The sequence below is a fragment of the Micromonospora sp. ZG13 genome (assembly GCF_059359355.1).
The window spans coordinates 454,581-472,037 of record NZ_JCADBQ010000002.1; the positions used below are offsets into that span (position 1 = coordinate 454,581).

The following is a 17,457-nucleotide window of genomic DNA, read 5'->3' on the forward strand; positions in this document are numbered from 1 at the left end:
GCCGTCGTCGTTCCGAACGGCGGCGCGTGCGGACGCGAACACCGCCAGCGCCAGCGCCGCGTGTTGTCACACGAAACGGAAGCGCCCGCCCCCGCGTGGGGGACGGGCGCTCTCGCGCGTCTGATCGATCAGGACCGTTCGGAGACCTGGGCGACGAAGGCCCGCCAGGCGGTCGGGGCGAAGACGAGGGCAGGGCCGGTCGGGTCCTTCGAGTCGCGGACCCCTACCAAGCCGGGAAGGTTGTCGGCGACCTCGACGCAGTCGCCGCCGTTGCCGCCGCTCTTCGTGCTCTTGCGCCACTGCGCGCCGGTCAGGTCCATGATGCTGCCGCTTCTCTGAGAAGTTCCAAGGAGCGCCCTCGGGGAAGAGCCTCACCCCGTATGCGTTCCCACCGGTGCTCCAGCGTAGCAATGTCGGATGTTTGGTCGACTATTTGTGCTCGTGCCTGGCTATCGACGTGCGCCACCCGCGTCCCGTCGGGAAGCTCGGCGAGCGTGAAAGGTCCGTCGAGGCCCGGATACGTGGCCGTCTCACGGGGCACGACGTGGAGTTGGACGCTCGGCAGCTCGGCGCAATTCACCAGGTGGGCGAGCTGCTCGGCCATGATTTTCCGGTCTCCGGCGGCGGGACGTCGGATGATCCCCTCGTCCAGTACCGCGACGAACAGGGGCCCGCGATCGCGAGCCAGGATCGCCTGGCGGGCGACACGCGCCGAGACCAATTCGCTTACCGCGTCCTTTCCCAGCGGCTGGCCTGTGAACGTGGCCCGCGCGTAAGCCTCGGTCTGAAGGAGGCCCGGCACCCAGGAGAGTTGGAACGCACGTAGGGCCACCGCCTCACGCTCGATGTCGACCCACGGTCGGAACCACACGGGCTCGCGGCGGTTAAGCGTGTCCGGCCAAAGTTCCGACACGTTCTTGCCGAGAATCTTCGCGACTTCGGCACGATGCCGGCTCTGCGGAATGCGCCCCGGGTTTGCCCACCGAGCAACGGTCTTCGGATGAATTCCGAGGCGACCTCCCAAGCTCTCGGCTGTCTCGCACGCCTCGGCGAGCGCCGCCACGAATGCATGGTTCATGCCGCGTCCCTTCTGGAGCGATCAGAACGTTCCCGAGAAATCATCTAACGCTGTGTGATTGTCCGACAACCCTCGGCAGGGTGCTTCGTAGACGGCGTGAGCCGGTGGAGGCGATGGGAGCCCGCCGGTCGCGCCGACGGGGCCGCCCCCCTGGGCGCGCAACCGGGCGGCCCCTCCCACGACCGCCGCACGAGGGGGAAGCGATGCCCGAGGAGAGGCCGAGATCGACACCCACGCCGAAGATCGACGCGCCGCCGGCCCGCCCGGTCGTCCCGGCGCCGATCGGTCCCCTCATCCCGCCGTACCGGGGGCCCGGGCGCGTGAGCGACGTCGTTCCCGCGTCGCGCTGGTCGGCCCGGCGGAACGGGAGCCGCTGGTGACCGCGCGGACGCCGCCACCCGTACGGATGCTGCGGGCCGGCGAGGTCCTCAGCCTGACCCGGGCCGCGTCCCCTCAGTTCGTGGTCCCGATGCGCGTCCGCGTCATCCGTGAGCTTTCCGACCGCTTCCCGCCGTACGGCTGGCTCTGGTTCGAGGGTTACCAGCTCGACGCCAAGGGCCGTGCGGTGGCGAAGCGCGAGCTGTTCGTCCTGCGCGAGGGCCTTGAGTGGGTCGTCACCGCGCCGGCGCCTGCCCGGCCCGCCCTCTCCCGCCGGCCACCGTCTCGCTCTCGCCTGGCGGTGGGCTGATGGCCCACGTCCGCGCCCACGTCCCCAGCCGGCCCACTTGGCGCTGTGCCGCCTGCGGGGTGGCGTGGCCCTGCTCGACGGCGAAGCTTCTCCTCCTCGCGAAGTACCGCGAGAACCGCGACGCGCTGATGGTCCACCTTGCGGGGCTGCGCGAGGAGGCCGCCGGGCAACTCGCCGAGTTGGACCACGGCAATCCGCCGGCGGACCTGACGGAGCGCTTCACCGGCTGGGCACGCGCCCGCTAAGGGACCTCTCGTAACTCGGGTGCCGACGGGTCCATCGGGCGACCACCGAGCAGCCTCGTTCAGGCATCTAGGCGCTACACCTTGACCCACGTGGTCCCAGTACTCTGATTCGATGGTTGTTTCGCCGCCTGGCTCGCGTCCGGAACCCTTTGCGGGGCTGAGCTCGGTTGGCTGGGCGAGGTTTCGACCGCGCAATCCCAGAGACGCCGAACGCGACGCGTGTGAGATCCCAGACCTGATCCGCGGCTTGGCGACGGCGGAAGGCCAGGCGGCACGCGAGTGGGGCGAGGCGCTGAGGGGCGCCCTGATCCACGGCCATTCCGGCCTGTACTACCGCACCGCCGAACCGGCCGCTCCGTTCCTGATCGAACTGTGTCGCGGTGAAAGGCCCGAGGTGGCCGCCGAGGCGCTCGCCCTCCTGCTGAGCTGTGTCGGCGATGACGGCCCATTCCACCCCGAGCCCCTGCGCCCTGGTGACACGCACCTGTCCGAGTTCGTCACCCGGACCCGGGCCGTCATCCACAGCGGTCGGGCGGCCTACTACCCCTGGCTGTGTTCATCACATGTCGGAGCCAGGATCGGCGCGTTGGAACTCCTGGGCGTCCTCGAGCCCAGGGCACCAGAGTTCCAGCGAGAGCTCGCACGGTTGGAAGCATCTGACGGGAACCTCCGGATTCGGCAGGCGATCCGGGAGATCCGGCTCGACCTCTAACGGTGCCGCCATGGGAGGTCCCGCACCCAGTGCCTGTTCGACAGGGGCAATCGCCCGATCGGGTGTTGCTGGTGGCCGCGTTGCCGGGCAACGCCTTCACCGAGTTTCGAGACATCCTTCAGTTCAGGCTCGCCGCTGTCGTCCGGGTCACGGAGCCCGGCTCGGCCCAGCGCGACATGGCAGGCTGACAACCATGGGAACGACACCGCGCGTACGTGCTCCCGAGCTGCGGGGCCGGCAGTGGCTCAACACGGGTGGACGAGAGCTCAAGCTGTCCGATCTGCGGGGCAAGATCGTAATCGCTGACTTCTGGACCTTCTGCTGTATCAACTGCCTGCACGTGCTCGACGAGCTGCGCCCGCTGGAGGAGAAGTACGGCGACGTGCTCGTCGTGATCGGCGTGCACTCGCCGAAGTTCGAACACGAGAAGGACCCGGACGCGCTGGCCGCCGCCGTGGAGCGGTACGGCGTGCACCACCCCGTGCTCGACGACCCCGAGCTGGAGATGTGGCAGCAGTACGCGGCCCGCGCCTGGCCCACCCTGTCGGTGATCGACCCCGAGGGCTACGTGGTGGCGACCATGGCCGGCGAGGGTCACGCCGAAGGGCTCGCCCGCCTCGTCGACGACCTGATCGCCACCCACGAGGCGAAGGGCACCCTGCACCGGGGCGACGGCCCGTACGTCCCGCCGGCCGAGCCGGATACCACGCTGCGCTTCCCGGGCAAGGCGGTGCTGCTGGAGAGCGGCAACCTGCTGGTGTCCGACTCCGCCCGGCACTCGCTGGCTGAGCTGGCGCCCGACGGCGAGACGCTGGTCCGGCGGATCGGCGCGGGCACCCGGGGCCGGGCCGACGGTCCCGCCGGGGCCGCCACCTTCTCCGAGCCGCAGGGGCTGTGCCTGCTGCCGGCGCACACCGCCGAGGTGGCCGGGTACGACCTCGTGGTCGCCGACACCGTCAACCACCTGCTGCGCGGCGTACGGCTGGCGGACGGTGAGGTGGTGACCGTCGCCGGCACCGGCCGGCAGTGGCGTTCCACGGTCGACGACCACTCGCACGACGCGCTCTCGGTCGACCTCTCCTCCCCCTGGGACCTGGCCTGGTACGACGACAAGGTCGTCGTCGCGATGGCCGGCATCCACCAGCTGTGGTGGTTCGACCCGGTGAAGCGCACCGCCGGCATGTACGCGGGCACCACCGTCGAGGCCCTGCGCGACGGCCCGCGGGCGGAGGCGTGGATGGCGCAGCCGTCCGGCCTCTCCGTCTCCGCCGACGGCGCCCGGCTCTGGGTGGCCGACAGCGAGACCAGCGCGATCCGGTACGTCGAGAACGACGTCATGGGCACCGCCGTCGGGCAGGGCCTCTTCGACTTCGGGCACGTCGACGGGCCGGCGTCGGAGGCGCTGCTCCAGCATCCGCTGGGGGTGTGCGCGCTGCCGGACGGCTCGGTGCTGATCGCCGACACGTACAACGGGGCGGTCCGCCGCTTCGACCCGGAGAGCGACCGGGTCTCGACGGTCGCCGACGGGCTCGCCGAGCCGAGCGACCTGCTGCTCACCCCGGACGGCGAGGTGCTGGTGGTGGAGTCCGCCGCGCACCGGCTGACCCGGCTGGCACCGGGCGCGCTCTCGGCGGCCGGCGCCAGCACCGTCGACGGCCCCCGGCACCGCACGGAACGCAAGCCCACCGACGTGGCGGCCGGCGAGGTGACCCTGGACGTGATCTTCACTCCCGCGCCGGGGCAGAAGCTCGACGAGACGTACGGCCCGTCGACGCGGCTGGTGGTGTCGGCGTCGCCACCGGAGCTGCTGGTGGAGGGGGCGGGCACCGGCACCGACCTGTCCCGCCGGCTGGTGGTCGACGGCACGGTGGCGGGAGGCGTGCTCCAGGTGACCGCCCAGGCGGCGACCTGCGACGCGGACGTCGAGCACGCGGCCTGCCACCTGACCCGTCAGGACTGGGGCGTGCCGGTCCGGGTCGTCGAGGGCGCCGCCGCACGGCTCCCGCTGGTGCTCCGCGGCCTGGACGACGCCTGACGCCCGGCCACGGCCCGACGCCGGGCGGGTCCCGTCCTTCGCGGGACGGGGCCCCGCTCAGGCGAACGGAGTGAGCGTCACCCCCGCGTCGATCAGGGCGGCGCGCACCAGTTCGGCGCAGCGCACCGCGCCGGGCGTGTCGCCGTGCAGGCAGATCGACTCGACCGGGCACGGGACGACGGTGCCGTCGACCGCGACCACGGTCCGCTCGACGGCCATCCGTACGGCCCGGGCGGCCACCTCCTCCGGGTCGGTCACCAGCGCCCCGGGTGCGGTGCGCGGCACCAGCGAGCCGTTGGGCAGGTAGCCCCGGTCGGCGAAGCCCTCGGCGACCACCCGCAGCCCGGCGCCGGCGGCGAGCTGGGCGAGGACCGAGCCGGGCGGGCAGAGCAGCGGAAGCTGGTCGTCGTAGTCGCCGGCCGCCGCGACCAGCGCCGCCGCCTGGGCCTCGTCGCAGGCGGCGGCGTGGTAGAGCGCCCCGTGCGGCTTCAGGTAGCGGACCCGGGTGCGGAACAGCCGGCAGAACGCGTCGAGGGCCCCGAGCTGGTAGGTGACCTCGTCGCGCAGCTCCGCGAAGGCGTACGCGATGTGCCGCCGGCCGAAGCCGGCGAGGTCCCGGTAGCCGACCTGCGCGCCGACGGCCACCCCGCGCGCGGCGGCGCCCTCACAGACCCGGCGCATGGTGGACGCGTCGCCGGCGTGGAAGCCGCAGGCCACGTTGGCGGAGGTGATCAGGTCCAGCAGCGCGGCGTCGTCGCCGAGTTGCCAGATGCCGAATCCCTCGCCGAGGTCAGCGTTGAGGTCCATGGAACCTGACCGTAGTCCCTGGCCGGGCCTGCGCGAGCGGGGTCACGTCGTCCACCACCCCGACGACGGGGTACCCGCCGGTGGTCGGATGGTCGGCGAGGAAGACCAGCGGTTGACCGTCCGCCGGCACCTGCACCGCGCCGAGCACGATGCCCTCGCTGGGCAGTTCCCCGGCCACCGCGCGGGGCAGCGCCGCGCCGGTGAGTCGCGCGCCGACCCGGTTACCCACCGGGCTCACCGTGTACGCGCTGCCGAACAGCCGCTCCAGCGCGGTGGCGGTGAACCAGTCGTCGCGTGGGCCGAGGCGCAGGGCCAGCCGCAGCTCGGTCGGGACGGGCGCGGTGACGGTGGCGTCCACGCCGGCGGGCGGTCCGGTCGGCGTACCGAGGGGCAGCCGGTCGCCGTCGCGCAGCGGGAGCGGGCCGAGCCCGGAGAGGGTGTCGGTGGCGCGGCTGCCGAGCACCGGCTCGACGGCGATCCCGCCGCCGACGGCCAGCCAGTTGCGCAGGCCCTCGCGGGGCGGGCCGATCCGCAGCACGGCACCCGCCGGCACCGCCAGCGGCCGGCCCACGTCGCCGGGGCGGTCGTCGATCCGTACGGCGGCGTCGGCACCGGTCACGGCGACCGCCGTCGCGCGGAGGAACCGCAGGTCGCAGCCGGTCATCGTGATCTCCAGGCCGGCGGCGGACTCCGGGTTGCCGACGAGCCGGTTGGCCAGCCGCAGCGCGGTCGGGTCGAGCGCGCCCGACCGGGGTACGCCCAGGTGTGCCCAGCCGGCCCGCCCCAGGTCCTGCACGGTGGTCAGCGCCCCGGCGCGCAGCACCTCGACGGCGCGGGTCACGTGGCCACCAGGCGTACCCGGGTGCCCGGGGTGAGCCGGGCCGGCGGGTCGGCGTGCACGTCGAAGAGTTCCATCCCGGTGCGCCCGACCAGCAGCCAGCCGCCGGGCGAGGCCGCCGGATAGATCCCGGCGTACGGGCCGGCCAGGGCGACCGCGCCGGCCGGCACCCGGGGGCGCGGGGTGGGCAGTCGGGGCACCGCGAGTTCGGCGGGAAGCCCGGTCAGGTACGCGAAGCCGGGGGCGAAGCCGCAGAAGGCCACCCGGAAGGGGGTACACCGCAGCCGGTCGACCACCCCCGGCACGTCCACGCCCCAGTGGCCGGCGACGAGGGGCAGATCCTCCCCGTCGTACGTCACCGGGACCTCGACCGGCCCGTCGCCGGCTGCGGCGGTCGCCGGGCCGGGTGCCTCGGGCGGGCCCGGGCGGGGCTGCCAGTCGGCGATCCGCGCGGCCGTCGTGGCCGGATCGGGTACGCCGTCGAGCAGGACGGTGGTGGCCGCCGGCACGATCTCGACGGCGCTCAGCTCGCCGCGTTCGCGCCGCCGCCACAGCTCGGCCCGCCACGCCTCCACCTGGTCGGCGCCGGCACAGTCGATCAGCAGGGCGTGCGCCCCGACGGGTCGGATCCGCATCCCGCCATACTCCCCGACGGACGCGGGGCGCCAGGGACGGTCGACCGCCGTCCCACGTGACCGAACGCTCTACTTGAAAGTAACCTACGGTGCCGTAACCTAGTTGCGTGACCACCTCCGCACCGCTTCGACTGAAGCCGGTCGACATCGGTAAACCCCGGATGCGCGGCTGGCTGCACACGTACGCGTTCTTCGTCGCCGTCGTCTGCGGCATCGTGCTCAGCGCGGTCGCCGCCACCCGGCCCGGCTGGGCCCCGCTAGTCAGCTGCCTCATCTACAGCCTTACGGTGTGCGGGCTCTTCGGCACGAGCGCGCTCTACCACCGGCGGGTGTGGTCCGAGCGCGGCTACCAGATCATGCGCCGGATGGACCATTCGATGATCTTCGTGTTCATCGCCGGCACCTACACGCCGTTCTGCGTACTGCTGCTGGAACCCCGGCCGGCCGCGATCATGCTGGCGCTGGTCTGGGGCGGTGCACTCGCCGGCGTGGCGCTCAAGCTGGTCTGGCCGCACGCCCCGCGCTGGGTCTCCGCGCCGCTCTACCTGGCGCTCGGCTGGGTCTCGGTCGCGATGCTGCCCGACATCCTGCAGCAGGGTGGCGTCACCGCCCTGGTGCTGCTCGTCGTGGGTGGCGCCATCTACAGCGTGGGCGCGGTCTTCTACGCGCTCCGCCGACCCAACCCGTGGCCCACTGTCTTCGGCCACCACGAGTTCTTCCACGCCTGCACGCTGCTGGCGGCGCTCTGCCACCACATCGCCATCTACTTCGCACTCTTCGCCTGACGACACGCACCGGGGGCCCCGCCCTGCGGCGGAGCCCCCGGAAGAAGATGTCGCGGATCTCAGACGGTGCGGCGCGGTCGACGCACCTCGCGGTACTCCTCCACCACGCGGTCGTCCTGCACCGGCACGACCTGCTCGGCGACGACCCGCTCACCGCGCACCGGGGCGACCACCGCCCGACGGCGCGAGTTCCAGAAGTGGAGGGTCAGCAGCAGGCCGGCCACGCCGGCGAGCATCAGCACCCAGCCGACCACGGCCAGGTTGAGCCAGCCGAGATCCGCCTCCACGGCGAACGCGAAGATCGCACCCAACGCGATCAGGAAGATACTGCCACCAAAGCCCATCTCGTCGCCTCCTCGGCTGTCCCCTGGCGTTTCCTTCCGCCGCGGCCATCGATGAGGTTGCGGCATCCATCGACTTACCCAGGCGCTCTGATCGCCAATCGGGCAAGCTGAGAGCATGACGGACGCTTCCGCCCAGGGGCGCACGCTGGTGCTGCTCCGGCATGCCAAGGCCGAGCCACCCGGGGAAGGGCCGGACGCGCGGCGTCCCCTGGCCGCGCGGGGCCAGGCCGACGCGGCCGCCGCCGGGGTGTGGCTGGCCAAGCACGACCTGCTGCCGGACGTGGTCGTCTGCTCGACCGCCCGGCGCACCCGGGAGACCTGGCACGGCGTGGCGATGGGAATGACCGGATCTCCGCCGGAGGGCGGTTCGGCCGGTCCCGCCCCCGTCGTGCGCTACACGGCCGAGGCGTACGAGGCACACCCGGAGGATCTGCTCACGCTGCTCCGGGCCGTGGACCCGACCGTCCGTACGGTGCTGCTGATCGCACACAACCCGGGCATCTCGCTGCTCTCGGTGCTGCTCGACCCCGAGCGGGCGGACCAGGACGGCATGCGCACCAGCGACGTGGTGGTGCACCGGCCCGACGTCGACTGGCCGGAACTCGCCCCGAACCGGGCGCCGATCACTGACCGGCACACCGCACGCGGCTGAGCCACCCGCCGACGCGTGACGGGTGGCTCAGCTCGCCGCTCGCGGTCCGCTGGCTCGCGGCCCGGCCGGCTCGCGGGCCCGGCTGGACCGGCTGGACCGGCTGGACCGGCTGGACCGGCTGGACCGGCTGGACCGGCTGGACCGGCTGGACCGCGGACCCGGCTGGACCGGCCCGGCCGGCTCGCGGGCCGTAGACGGTGGGGCAGGACCGACGGCGAAGTCGACGCCGGTCAGGAACGGCCGCGCAGTCGACCGTGGGTCAGGACGGCGGGTGCCCTCTGCGGTGGGTCAGGACGGCGGCGCCGTCGGCGGCGGCGGGTCGGGCGGCGGTGGCATCATCGCGGTCGGGTGCGAGAGCCGGTTCTCCTCGACGATGAGGGTCCGCGCCCGCTTGCGGCGGTCCTGCCAGAACCAGAGCGTGGTGAGCAGGACGCCCAGCCCGGCCAGGATGAACACCCAGCCGACCGCGCGCAGGTCGACCCACCAGACGTTGGCTCTGATGGCGAAGGTCAGGATGGCGCCGATGGCGATCAGGAAGATTCCGCTACCAATGCCCATGTGCGCTGCACTCCCCCGTGCGGTGGCTCTGGGCGTTCTCTGACGTGGCCTCGCGACGGTTACCCGCCACACCGCCCGGCTACCCGGATGAGGTCTGCGAATAGCACCCGCAGGGCCCGCCCGCTGCGGTACCGCATCCGCCGTCCTCGCCTCGGCCGCCCCCGCGTTTCCCTTACGCACGGTGACCACACCCGGAGGGGGCGGCACAACTACCGACGGTCACACAGTTCTGATGCATCGAATCGGACTATCAGCCTTAATGCTGCATTAGCGGCCACCCACAGCCCGATTCACGTTTCACCGCCCACACCCATACGGCCGCTTTGCTCTGCAGCCACGGACGCACCGGTAACTCCGGGTGCCCGGTGCGTCCGTGGCTGCAGAGCAAAGCGTGGGAAGGGATGGGGTCGAGGGATTGCTTGACGTGACTTTCCGTGAGCGATCTTCGCCACTTGCACCGGTGAGTTGGGGGAGGTCGACGTCCGGCACCGCCTCGGCTCGCCAGGCCGGCATACCGCCAAGCCTGCTAGGCGGGCAGGCGGGCAGGCGGCGAGCCTGCACCGGCGCTGCGGCTGAGCTGCGTCCGGTTCAGGGACGGACGACGACGGCCGGCGGGCTGTCGCCCACCGGCCGTCGTGCCGATCATCGTCGAGTCACCGCCGGGTCGCCCCGGCTGGCTCCGTCGCCGCGCCGAGGCGCGCTACGGCGTACCTCAGAAGGCCTCCTCCGGGAGGTCCATGATGTCCAGGTCGGTGCCCTCGATGATCCGCCGGTCGGCACCGATGCGGGGCAGCACCTCGCGGGCGAAGAACCGGGCGGCGGCCACCTTGCCGGTGTAGAACGCCTTGTCGGCGGCCGAGACCTCGCCGGCCAGCGCCTTCAGGGCCACGTCGGCCTGCTTCTGGAGCAGCCAGCCGACGACCAGGTCGCCGATCGCCAGCAGGAAGCGGCGGCTGCTCAGGCCGACCTTGTAGAGCGCCCGGGTGTCGCCGCCCTGCGCCTCGCCCAGCCAGCCGGTCATCACGCCGACCATGTTCTGGATCTCGGCGAGCGCCTTGCCCAGCGCCTGCCGCTCCTCCTTGAGCTGGCCGTTGCCGGCCTCGGTGGCGATGAACTCCTGGATCTCACCGGCGACCGCCATCAGGGCCTTGCCGTTGTCCCGGACGATCTTCCGGAAGATGAGGTCGAGGCTCTGGATCGCCGTGGTGCCCTCGTAGAGGGTGTCGATCTTCGCGTCCCGGACGTACTGCTCCAGGGGGTAGTCCTGGAGGAAGCCGGAGCCGCCGAAGGTCTGCAACGACTCGTGGCCGAGCAGCTCGTACGCGCGCTCCGAACCGACGCCCTTGACCAGCGGGAGGAGGAGGTCGTTGACCCGCTTGGCGAGCTTGGTCGCCTTCTCGTCGCCCGCCGCCTCGGCGATGGCGACCTTGTCCTGCCAGGTGGCGGTGTAGCAGACCAGGGCGCGCAGGCCCTCGGCGTACGACTTCTGCAGCATCAGCGAACGGCGCACGTCCGGGTGGTGGGTGATCGTGACGCGCGGCGCGGTCTTGTCCGCCATCTGGGTGAGGTCGGCGCCCTGCACCCGGCTCTTGGCGTACTCGAGGGCGTTCAGGTAGCCGGTCGAGAGAGTGGCGATGGCCTTGGTGCCGACCATCATCCGGGCGCTCTCGATGATCATGAACATCTGCCGGATGCCCTCGTGCTTCTCGCCCAGCAGCCAGCCCTTGGCCGGTACGCCGTGCTCGCCGAAGGTCACCTCGCAGGTGTTGGAGACCTTCAGGCCCATCTTGTGCTCGACGTTGGTGGCGAAGACGCCGTTGCGCTCGCCCAGCTCGCCGGTGTTCTCGTCGAAGTGGTACTTCGGCACCACGAAGAGGGACAGGCCCTTGGTGCCCGGGCCGCCGACACCCTCGACGCCGACCGGACGGGCCAGCACGTAGTGGATGATGTTGTCGCTCAGGTCGTGCTCGGCGGACGTGATGAAGCGCTTCACGCCCTCGATGTGCCAGGAGCCGTCGGGCTGCTGGATGGCGCGGGCCCGACCGGCGCCCACGTCCGAGCCGGCGTCCGGCTCGGTGAGCACCATCGTGGAGCCCCACTGCTTGTCGACGAAGAGCTTCGCCCACTTCTTCTGCTGCTCCGTGCCCTCGACCTGCAACACGTGCGCGAAGGACGGGCCGGAGGCGTACATCCACACGGCGGCGTTGGAGCCGACGATCAGCTCGGCGAGGGACCACACCAGCGCCCGGGGCGCGTTGCTGCCGTCCAGCTCGGTCGGGAGCTCCAACCGCCAGAACTCGGAGTTCATGTACGCGCGGTAGGACTTCTTGAACGACTCCGGCAGCGGTGCGGTGTGCGTGGCCGGGTCGAAGACCGGCGGGTTGCGGTCGCTGTCCGTGTAGCTGGCAGCCAGATCCTCACGGGCGAGGCGGTCGACCTCGGCGAGGATGTCGCGCGCGGTGTCGACGTCCAGGTCCGTGTACGGCTCCTGGCTGAACGCCTGGTCCGCCCCGAAGACCTCGAAGAGGTTGAACTCGAGGTCCCGAAGGTTGCTCTTGTAGTGGGTCATGCTCGCTGGCCCCGCTTCCGGACAGGTGTTACCGATCAGTAACCCCGACTGTATTACCGATGGGTAGGCAGCGACAAGCCGATCTCGGAAGTGACGGCGATTACACACTTCCCGTTCAGGTTGCGAACGGGCGTGCGTACCCACACCCGGCGGGCCCGCATGACGCAGCCGAGCGGGGTCCGCACGACGCCCACCGCGCCGGTCGGCTCAGCTCTCGGCCGCGCCGACCTCCCAGCTCGGCACGGCCACCGTCGCGGCGCTACGCGAGCCCGTGTACTCCATCAGGACCAGGGCGATGTCGTCGTCGAGCCGGCCGTGCACCCACTCGACCAGGGCGGTCTCCAGTGAGGCGAGCCCGTCGCCGACGGTACCGTGGCCGAGCAGCCGCCAGGCCCGGTCGGCGGTCGGGAAGAACTCCCCGTCCCGGCGCGCCTCGCCGAGGCCGTCGGTGAAGAGCAGCAGCCGGTCGCCGGGCTCCAGCCGCTCGACCCGGGGGCGCACCACCGGCATGAAGCCCAGCGGCGGGGCGGGGGCCGGCGGTTCGAGCGGGATCACGGCGCCCCGGCGCAGCAGCAGCGGCGGCGGGTGGCCGCAGTTGACGATGGTGAGCGTGCCGCCCCGCTCCTCGACCAGCGCGGCGGTGACGAAGTCCTCGTCGCCCACGCTGCGGGCCACCGCCCGGTCCAGGTCGGTCACGACGGCCCGCAGGTCCGCCCGCTCGTACGCCACGTGCCGGTACGAGCCCAGCACGATGCTGGCGAGCCGCACCGCGTCGAGGCCCTTGCCCCGCACGTCGCCGATGATCATCCGCACCCCGTACGGCGTGTCGACCGCCTCGTACAGGTCGCCGCCGATCTCGGCCGTGGCGGTGGACGAGATGTAGCGGGCGGCCACCGAGAGCGAGCCGACCTGTGGGCCGAGCGGGCGCAGCACGGCCTGCTGGGCGACCGAGGCGAGTCGGGACAGCTCGGCGATCCGCTCGGCCTGCCGCTGTCGTACGGCTGCCGTGGCGACCGCGATCGCGGTGCCCAGCGCGATGCCCGCGACGGCGACCGTGGTGGGCAGCGCCACGGTCTCCTCCCAGAGGGCGAAGCCGGCCCCCAGGGCCGTGGCGGCCAGGCCCACGCCGAGCGTGATCCGCCACGACGCCAGCGCCGCGGTCAGGAAGGGCGCGGCCACCATGAGCGCGATGTAGTTGGCCGGACGGCCGTCGGCCAGCTCCACGGCCGAGACGATCGCGAGCAGGACGAAGGCCGCGCCGAGGCCGGCGCGGGATCCGGGGCTCAGTGGGCCGGGGCCCGACTGGAAGGGTCGCGTGCGTACGAGGGACAGCATGCCTGATTGACGTGAGCGGGTGAATGAACCTGGCCCGTCGTCCGAGAATCTTCTGGCCGGCCGGATCGTGTCCGCGGGCCGATCGCCACCCGGCGCGTGCCGATCGCCACCCGGCGCCTGCTCAGCCGAGCACCTCGTAGCGGACCTCGACGTGGCCGGCGTCGAGCGAGGCGATGTCGGCGAAGGCGGCCCGGGACAGGTCCAGGCAGCGCCCCTCGATGAACGGGCCACGGTCGTTGATGCGTACGGTCACGGACTTGCCGTTCGCCGGGTTGGTCACCCGGACCCTCGTGTCGAACGGCAGCGTCTTGTGGGCGGCGGTCAGCGCCGACGGGTTGAAGTTCTCACCGTTGGCGGTGAGCTGCCCCTCGGAGTAGAAGGACGCGCCGCACGAGCCGCTGTCGACGACCGGGCGGGCGGTGCTGCTCTTCTTCGTCGCGGTGGGCTTCGGCGCGGCGGTACGCGGCTTGCTCCGGGACGGTGCCTGGGTGGACCGGCTGGCCTTGGGGCTCGCGGTCGCGCTCGGCGACACGCTGGCGCTCGGTGAGGCGCTCGCGCTCGGCACGACCGCCGGCGAACTGGGAGCGCCGGTGGGCAGGCCGGTGGGCGCGAGGTCGACGGCGGCCGGCCGGGCGCTCTGCGCGCCCGAGGTCAGCTGTACGGCGCCGACGGTGCCACCGACGGCGAGGGCGACTCCGACCGCCGCGGTGGCCGCGATGCCGGCCGGCGAGGAGAACATGCGGGTACGGGAGTGCCTGCCAGTCACCGGTGCGGTCCTTTCGTCTTCCGAGCAAATCGGGTCGGACCGTAACGAGAGAAGCACTTCCGAAGTCAACGTGATCATGATGGTATGGCCGGAATTGCAATGATACGTGTAGCCGATCATCCGACCCGTGGTGGCCCGGGCGGCCCGGGTATGGCTGCGGCTCGGCGCCCTGGAGCCGGATGCGGGGTGAGGGCCGGGGCGCCCGGGTCGCTCCCGTGGCGGAGGATGGGTGCATGCCATCCGAGCTGAGCGGACGCCTCGCCGCGCTGGTCAGGTGGATCGACCCCGGCCCCGGCGCCAGCCACCTGGTCAGCGACGTCTCCGGCTGGTGGCGGGACGCGGAGGTCCTCGCCCGGCTGGGACCGGCCCTCGTGGCGCCGTTCCGGGCCGCCCGGCCCACGGTGGTCGTCTCGCCGGCGGTCACCGGCTACCTGCTCGGCCCACTCGCGGCGACGGCGCTCGGGGTCGGCTTCGTACCGGCGCACAAGCCGGGCGACGGGCGGCTGCCCGCCGGGCCGCTCACCTGGGCACAGAGCCCGCCGGACTTCCGGGGCCGGCGGGTCGACCTGGCCGTACGCGACCACGGGCTCGGCCGGGGCGACCGGGTGCTGGTGGTGGACGACTGGGTGGCCACCGGGGCGCAGGTCCGCGCGCTCTACGAGATCTGCGCCGCGCGCGGGGCGGAGCCCGTCGGCACCGCCACCGTCGTGCTCGACTGCCCCCCGGCGGTCGCCACCGAGCTGCGCGTCCGGGGACTGGTGGACGGCGCGGACCTGACGGCTTGACCTGAACCTCGGCTCGACTCCGAGGATCGCCCCATGGGTGAGATCCTGCCGCCGTGGCGGCGCTGCGGCCGGCGCGCGTGGCCGCCACCGGACATGCCGGTCAGCTGATCTGAACGAAGTCCTCGACGGCCGTGCAGACCCGGCCGAGCGCCTCCGCCGAGCGGGCCAGCGGGCCCGGCACCATCAGCGCGTGGTCGGCCTGCTCGATCTCCACGACGTGCGGGGTGAGCCGGCGGGCGAGCGAGCCGTCCCAGGATGGATCCGCCGTGCCGCCCACCAGCAGGAACGGCGCGGTGGCGCGGCGCAGGCCGTCGACCACGGCGGGCACGTGCAGCAGCGGGGTCAGCCAGACGGCCGGCAGCCGGCGGTCGGCCGCGAGCGGCGTGGCCATCGAGCCGAGCGACTTGCCGACCAGCAGGTCCGTGGGCTCGGCGAGGGTCGGGGCAACCTGGTCAATCACCCATTCGACGGCCCGCCCCGGCCCCTCCCGGTCGGGCGCCAACCGCTCCGGCACCTCCCACGTGACGGCATGCAGGGCGTAGCCGGCGCGGCGCAGCGCCTCGCCGGCGTAGACGAAGAGCGGGAACCGGGTGTCGTAGCCCCGACCGGGGATGAGCACCACGCGCCTGTCCGCCATGCCGCCTCCCGATCGTCGCCCCACCCACCGTAACGCCCGCCGCACCCACGGTGGGGGCGGAAATGCCACGGCGGGTGGCGGGCGGCGCCGGTACCGTCGGCAGGATGTGGCCTCGGATCGGTGGACTGCGCACCCTCGCCCTCGGCACCCCAGGTGAGCTGCGGACGCGGCTCAACACCCTGGTCCTCGCCGGGGTGAAGACGGCGACCGCCGGGCTGACCACCGAGTACGCCGAGGAGGGCGAGGAGCTGGAACACGTCGGCGAGCGGCTGACCCTCGTCGACGACGAGGACGTGCTGGTCGGCGTCGTGGAGGTCACCGGCGTCGAGGTGGTCCGCTTCGCGGACGTGCCGTGGGACTTCGCCCGCTCCGAAGGGGAGGGTGACCGTTCCATCGAGGAGTGGCGGGCGGGTCACGCCGCCTACTGGGCGCGCGTGGGCACCCCCGTGACCGACGACAGCGAGGTCGTCTGCATCCGGTTCCGGCTGGTCTCGGGCGGCGACGGCGGCATCGCCACGGGGGACCTCGGCACCTGAGCGCGCCCGGCCACGGCCGACCACGACCGGGCAGTGCGCGTGGGCGGCCGCGATCCGCCGCACCGGCCGGGACACCCCGTCCCGCCGCTGCCCGACGCGACCGTCGGCGTGCTCAGGCGCGACGCAGCTCGGGCAGCAGGCGGGTGGCCACGTCCACCAGGACGGCCTCGTCGCCCGCGTACCAGCTGCTGTCGCGGGGCCAGTGCGTGACCACGTCGGTGAAGCCGAGGGCGGCGGCCCGGCCGACCTGGTCGGCGAAGAACTCGGCACTGCTCAGGGAGAAGACCGGCGCGGAGTCGAGCGAGAGGTAGCGGTCCAGGGTGCCCGGGTCGCGGCCGGCCGTGGCGAGCGTCGCGTCCATCCGGGCGGCGGCCTCGGCCACCTCGTCCCACCAGCTCTCCAGGTCTTCCACGGCGGGGCCGGTGGTGACCCAGCCCTGGCCGAAGCGTGCTACCAGCCGCATCGACCGGGGCCCGTTGGCGGCCACCACGAACGGCACCCGGGGCGTCTGCACGCAGCCCGGGTTGCTCCGGGCGTCCACGGCGGAGAACCACTCCCCACGCCAGGTCGTGCCGTCCTCGCGCAGGATCAGGTCGAGCAGCTCGGTGAACTCGGCGAACCGGTCCACCCGCTGGCGGGGCGGCAGCGTCTCTCCACCCAGCACGGCCGAGTCGAAGCCGATGCCGCCCGCGCCGAGGCCGAGCAGCAGCCGTCCACCGGAGACGTCGTCGAGCGCGGTGACCTGCCGCGCGAACGCCGCCGGGTGCCGGAAGTTCGGCGAGGCGACCAGCGTGCCGAGCCGGATCCGGGAGGTCACCGTCGCGGCGGCGGTCAGCGTGGTCACGGAGTCGAACCAGGGCCCGTCGACCAGGTCCCGCCAGCCCAGGTGGTCGTACGTCCAGGCGTGGTCGAAGCCCCACTCGTCCGCCTGCCGCCAACGGCGCCGGGAGTCGGACCAGCGCTGGTCGGGAAGGATCACGATGCCAATCCGCATGACCGCCAGCCTAGGACCGCCGTCGCCCGGCCGCCTGTACGGGCCTTGACCATATATCGATGATCTGACTATCGTGTCGCCCGTGACCGCGATGCGTGAGCCGACCTTCCTGATCCTCACCGCGCTGGCCGGGGGTCCACGGCACGGCTACGGCATCATCCGGGAGGTCACCGCCCTGTCCGCGCAGCGCGTCACCCTGCTGCCGGGCACCCTCTACACGGCGCTGGACCGGTTGCACGCGCAGGGGCTCGTCGCACCCGACCGCGAGGAGACCGTCGACGGCCGGCTCCGCCGCTACTACCGCCTCACCCCGGACGGGATCCGCGCCCTGGACGCCGAGACCGTCCGGCTGCGCCAGCTCACCACCGCCGCCGAGACCCGGCTGCGCGCGCTGCGCCCCGGCACCGCCTGACCGCCCGCACCAGCGGGAGCCCGTGCGCCGCACCGCCTGCCACCTC

General features: G+C 72.8%; 21 protein-coding genes. 9 read left to right on the plus strand and 12 right to left on the minus strand.

Going from position 1 to position 17,457, the window contains the following annotated elements; genetic code table 11:
• Positions 1-128 precede the first annotated feature (128 nt).
• Entirely contained in the window at positions 129-320 is a 192-nt protein-coding gene (locus tag AC5L34_RS05975; protein WP_250102467.1) for a DUF397 domain-containing protein, read from the minus strand.
• Entirely contained in the window at positions 311-1,078 is a 768-nt protein-coding gene (locus AC5L34_RS05980) for a DUF5753 domain-containing protein (RefSeq protein WP_250102468.1), read from the minus strand. Before AC5L34_RS05980 ends, AC5L34_RS05975 begins: the two co-directional genes overlap by 10 nt.
• Before the next feature lie 376 nt (positions 1,079-1,454).
• On the opposite strand from AC5L34_RS05980, the gene AC5L34_RS05985 reads away from it, so the two are divergent.
• The 4 genes from AC5L34_RS05985 to AC5L34_RS06000 all read left to right on the plus strand — a co-directional run bounded on the left by AC5L34_RS05985 (position 1,455) and on the right by AC5L34_RS06000 (position 4,758).
• Positions 1,455-1,766: a hypothetical protein gene (locus AC5L34_RS05985; protein WP_308220822.1), complete on the plus strand. Its 312-nt coding sequence runs from the start codon at positions 1,455-1,457 to the stop codon at positions 1,764-1,766.
• Complete coding sequence (locus AC5L34_RS05990) at positions 1,766-2,011, plus strand: flavin reductase (protein WP_441173799.1); 246 nt, start codon at positions 1,766-1,768, stop codon at positions 2,009-2,011. The genes AC5L34_RS05985 and AC5L34_RS05990 overlap by 1 nt, the downstream gene beginning before the upstream one ends.
• A gap of 112 nt (positions 2,012-2,123) precedes the next feature.
• A complete protein-coding gene (locus AC5L34_RS05995; RefSeq protein ID WP_441173801.1) occupies positions 2,124-2,723 on the plus strand; it encodes a hypothetical protein in 600 nt (199 codons plus the stop codon).
• Positions 2,724-2,916: 193 nt separating this feature from the next.
• Complete coding sequence (locus AC5L34_RS06000) at positions 2,917-4,758, plus strand: NHL domain-containing thioredoxin family protein (protein ID WP_494824032.1); 1,842 nt, start codon at positions 2,917-2,919, stop codon at positions 4,756-4,758.
• Positions 4,759-4,815: 57 nt separating this feature from the next.
• Here the strand turns inward: AC5L34_RS06000 and AC5L34_RS06005 are convergent, their stop codons facing one another.
• Genes AC5L34_RS06005 through AC5L34_RS06015 form a run of 3 tightly spaced genes read right to left on the minus strand, consistent with a single transcriptional unit; the run spans position 4,816 to position 7,038 of the window.
• Positions 4,816-5,565, minus strand: coding sequence for a LamB/YcsF family protein (locus tag AC5L34_RS06005; RefSeq protein WP_494824033.1), 750 nt, complete (start codon positions 5,563-5,565; stop codon positions 4,816-4,818).
• The gene (locus AC5L34_RS06010; RefSeq protein ID WP_494824206.1) at positions 5,549-6,505 is read right to left on the minus strand and encodes a 5-oxoprolinase subunit C family protein; all 957 of its coding nucleotides are present in this window, start codon (positions 6,503-6,505) and stop codon (positions 5,549-5,551) included. The genes AC5L34_RS06005 and AC5L34_RS06010 overlap by 17 nt, the downstream gene beginning before the upstream one ends.
• Entirely contained in the window at positions 6,403-7,038 is a 636-nt protein-coding gene (locus AC5L34_RS06015; RefSeq protein ID WP_494824035.1) for a 5-oxoprolinase subunit B family protein, read from the minus strand. Before AC5L34_RS06015 ends, AC5L34_RS06010 begins: the two co-directional genes overlap by 103 nt.
• 107 nt (positions 7,039-7,145) lie before the next feature.
• On the opposite strand from AC5L34_RS06015, the gene trhA reads away from it, so the two are divergent.
• Positions 7,146-7,823 carry a PAQR family membrane homeostasis protein TrhA gene (trhA, locus tag AC5L34_RS06020; RefSeq protein WP_441173809.1) on the plus strand — a complete coding sequence of 226 codons (678 nt, stop codon included), beginning with the start codon at positions 7,146-7,148 and terminating at the stop codon, positions 7,821-7,823.
• A 59-nt stretch (positions 7,824-7,882) separates the two neighbouring features.
• On the opposite strand, the gene AC5L34_RS06025 is transcribed toward trhA, so the two are convergent.
• Positions 7,883-8,167, minus strand: a complete 285-nt coding sequence (locus AC5L34_RS06025; protein ID WP_089002696.1) for a DUF6458 family protein — start codon at positions 8,165-8,167, stop codon at positions 7,883-7,885.
• Positions 8,168-8,282: 115 nt separating this feature from the next.
• On the opposite strand from AC5L34_RS06025, the gene AC5L34_RS06030 reads away from it, so the two are divergent.
• A complete protein-coding gene (locus AC5L34_RS06030; RefSeq protein ID WP_441173810.1) occupies positions 8,283-8,819 on the plus strand; it encodes a SixA phosphatase family protein in 537 nt (178 codons plus the stop codon).
• A gap of 288 nt (positions 8,820-9,107) precedes the next feature.
• Here AC5L34_RS06030 and AC5L34_RS06035 read toward each other — a convergent pair whose 3' ends face one another.
• The 4 genes from AC5L34_RS06035 to AC5L34_RS06050 all read right to left on the minus strand — a co-directional run bounded on the left by AC5L34_RS06035 (position 9,108) and on the right by AC5L34_RS06050 (position 14,047).
• Positions 9,108-9,377, minus strand: a complete 270-nt coding sequence (locus tag AC5L34_RS06035) for a DUF6458 family protein (RefSeq protein ID WP_013730795.1) — start codon at positions 9,375-9,377, stop codon at positions 9,108-9,110.
• A gap of 712 nt (positions 9,378-10,089) precedes the next feature.
• A complete protein-coding gene (locus tag AC5L34_RS06040; RefSeq protein WP_494824038.1) occupies positions 10,090-11,946 on the minus strand; it encodes an acyl-CoA dehydrogenase in 1,857 nt (618 codons plus the stop codon).
• Positions 11,947-12,153: 207 nt separating this feature from the next.
• On the minus strand, positions 12,154-13,281 hold the full coding sequence (locus AC5L34_RS06045; RefSeq protein WP_363892184.1) for a PP2C family protein-serine/threonine phosphatase: 1,128 nt from the start codon (positions 13,279-13,281) through the stop codon (positions 12,154-12,156).
• Positions 13,282-13,402: 121 nt separating this feature from the next.
• Positions 13,403-14,047, minus strand: coding sequence for a septal ring lytic transglycosylase RlpA family protein (locus AC5L34_RS06050; RefSeq protein WP_441173812.1), 645 nt, complete (start codon positions 14,045-14,047; stop codon positions 13,403-13,405).
• A gap of 233 nt (positions 14,048-14,280) precedes the next feature.
• On the opposite strand from AC5L34_RS06050, the gene AC5L34_RS06055 reads away from it, so the two are divergent.
• On the plus strand, positions 14,281-14,832 hold the full coding sequence (locus AC5L34_RS06055; protein WP_441173813.1) for a phosphoribosyltransferase family protein: 552 nt from the start codon (positions 14,281-14,283) through the stop codon (positions 14,830-14,832).
• A 100-nt stretch (positions 14,833-14,932) separates the two neighbouring features.
• Here the strand turns inward: AC5L34_RS06055 and AC5L34_RS06060 are convergent, their stop codons facing one another.
• A complete protein-coding gene (locus AC5L34_RS06060; protein ID WP_441173814.1) occupies positions 14,933-15,469 on the minus strand; it encodes an alpha/beta fold hydrolase in 537 nt (178 codons plus the stop codon).
• A gap of 104 nt (positions 15,470-15,573) precedes the next feature.
• Here AC5L34_RS06060 and AC5L34_RS06065 point away from each other — a divergent pair, with 104 nt between their 5' ends.
• Positions 15,574-16,005, plus strand: a complete 432-nt coding sequence (locus AC5L34_RS06065) for an ASCH domain-containing protein (RefSeq protein ID WP_441173815.1) — start codon at positions 15,574-15,576, stop codon at positions 16,003-16,005.
• A 112-nt stretch (positions 16,006-16,117) separates the two neighbouring features.
• On the opposite strand, the gene AC5L34_RS06070 is transcribed toward AC5L34_RS06065, so the two are convergent.
• Entirely contained in the window at positions 16,118-16,999 is an 882-nt protein-coding gene (locus tag AC5L34_RS06070) for an LLM class flavin-dependent oxidoreductase (RefSeq protein ID WP_441173816.1), read from the minus strand.
• Between the two features lie 91 nt (positions 17,000-17,090).
• Between AC5L34_RS06070 and AC5L34_RS06075 the strand changes: the two genes are divergently transcribed.
• Positions 17,091-17,411: a PadR family transcriptional regulator gene (locus AC5L34_RS06075; protein WP_089003778.1), complete on the plus strand. Its 321-nt coding sequence runs from the start codon at positions 17,091-17,093 to the stop codon at positions 17,409-17,411.
• Positions 17,412-17,457: the final 46 nt, after the last annotated feature.

Bases quoted from the DNA above. Each gene is read 5' to 3' on its own strand.
- AC5L34_RS06065 (WP_441173815.1), top strand. From the start codon at position 15,574: ATGTGGCCTCGGATCGGTGGACTGCGCACCCTCGCCCTCGGCACCCCA.
- AC5L34_RS06060 (WP_441173814.1), bottom strand. From the start codon at position 15,469: ATGGCGGACAGGCGCGTGGTGCTCATCCCCGGTCGGGGCTACGACACC.
- AC5L34_RS06015 (WP_494824035.1), bottom strand. From the start codon at position 7,038: ATGCGGATCCGACCCGTCGGGGCGCACGCCCTGCTGATCGACTGTGCC.
- AC5L34_RS06045 (WP_363892184.1), bottom strand. From the start codon at position 13,281: ATGCTGTCCCTCGTACGCACGCGACCCTTCCAGTCGGGCCCCGGCCCA.
- AC5L34_RS06005 (WP_494824033.1), bottom strand. From the start codon at position 5,565: ATGGACCTCAACGCTGACCTCGGCGAGGGATTCGGCATCTGGCAACTC.
- AC5L34_RS05980 (WP_250102468.1), bottom strand. From the start codon at position 1,078: ATGAACCATGCATTCGTGGCGGCGCTCGCCGAGGCGTGCGAGACAGCC.
- AC5L34_RS05995 (WP_441173801.1), top strand. From the start codon at position 2,124: ATGGTTGTTTCGCCGCCTGGCTCGCGTCCGGAACCCTTTGCGGGGCTG.
- AC5L34_RS06025 (WP_089002696.1), bottom strand. From the start codon at position 8,167: ATGGGCTTTGGTGGCAGTATCTTCCTGATCGCGTTGGGTGCGATCTTC.
- AC5L34_RS06075 (WP_089003778.1), top strand. From the start codon at position 17,091: ATGCGTGAGCCGACCTTCCTGATCCTCACCGCGCTGGCCGGGGGTCCA.
- AC5L34_RS06030 (WP_441173810.1), top strand. From the start codon at position 8,283: ATGACGGACGCTTCCGCCCAGGGGCGCACGCTGGTGCTGCTCCGGCAT.
- AC5L34_RS06040 (WP_494824038.1), bottom strand. From the start codon at position 11,946: ATGACCCACTACAAGAGCAACCTTCGGGACCTCGAGTTCAACCTCTTC.
- AC5L34_RS06055 (WP_441173813.1), top strand. From the start codon at position 14,281: ATGCCATCCGAGCTGAGCGGACGCCTCGCCGCGCTGGTCAGGTGGATC.
- AC5L34_RS06000 (WP_494824032.1), top strand. From the start codon at position 2,917: ATGGGAACGACACCGCGCGTACGTGCTCCCGAGCTGCGGGGCCGGCAG.
- AC5L34_RS05990 (WP_441173799.1), top strand. From the start codon at position 1,766: ATGGCCCACGTCCGCGCCCACGTCCCCAGCCGGCCCACTTGGCGCTGT.
- AC5L34_RS06035 (WP_013730795.1), bottom strand. From the start codon at position 9,377: ATGGGCATTGGTAGCGGAATCTTCCTGATCGCCATCGGCGCCATCCTG.
- AC5L34_RS06070 (WP_441173816.1), bottom strand. From the start codon at position 16,999: ATGCGGATTGGCATCGTGATCCTTCCCGACCAGCGCTGGTCCGACTCC.
- AC5L34_RS05975 (WP_250102467.1), bottom strand. From the start codon at position 320: ATGGACCTGACCGGCGCGCAGTGGCGCAAGAGCACGAAGAGCGGCGGC.